The following is a 690-nucleotide window of genomic DNA, read 5'->3' as shown; positions in this document are numbered from 1 at the left end:
TGGAGTGCTTTTACTTAATTTATATTGATTTTTTACTGCTTTAAAAATATCTAGAATTAATATATCTACAAGTAACTTATTTTTGGCATTTGAATTATTAAGCATATGGGTTTGCGCTTTTACTGTCTCGGATTTGTAATGATTACTAAAATAAATTGCTACAACTAATATAGTCAATGTGAAAATTACTCCAATAAAAATAAATCTATTTTTCAACAATAAAACATCCCCTTTGAAAGGTTTGTATTATTATTATTCCATTTTTCTCATACATATGAGTTTCTTAGATTCCTATCTTAAAAAAACTGTTTGTGGAATTGAAGTTACTAAAAGGAGAAAATATATCACTAACTTTAGAGAACAGATAAAGAAACTCAATGATTAATGAGTCGTATAGTTCAAATACCATATGACAATATTATTCAACAATATGGCGCATGTGCGGCCGAGCTTAGGTCGTATCATATAACGGGTGGGATTCCCGTCGAGTAAGAACTAGCCATTCACTCGTTTTGAAGATACTGAACTTCTATATTGAAAAGAGGTCAGTAAATTATGTAGTGGATGTCGATATTAAAGGATTCTTTGACAACGTTGACCACACATGGATGATGGAGTTCTTAAAGCTGCGAATTGCTGACCCTAGTCTACTAAGAATAATTAGTAGATTTCTCAAAGGTGGGTATATGG

1 protein-coding gene is annotated in these 690 nt (G+C 31.0%); it reads right to left on the bottom strand.

Annotation, left to right across the window (positions count from 1 at the left end; translation table 11 throughout):
• Positions 1 to 219: hypothetical protein (locus JM172_RS24585; RefSeq protein WP_214484993.1), on the bottom strand; the 219-nt coding region annotated here is incomplete at its 3' end.
• Positions 220 to 690: the final 471 nt, after the last annotated feature.

The organism is Bacillus sp. SM2101, from assembly GCF_018588585.1.
Taxonomy (GTDB): domain Bacteria; phylum Bacillota; class Bacilli; order Bacillales; family SM2101; genus Nanhaiella; species Nanhaiella sioensis.
Note: the sequence above shows the minus strand (reverse complement) of the source record. Positions and strands in the feature narration are given on the sequence as shown.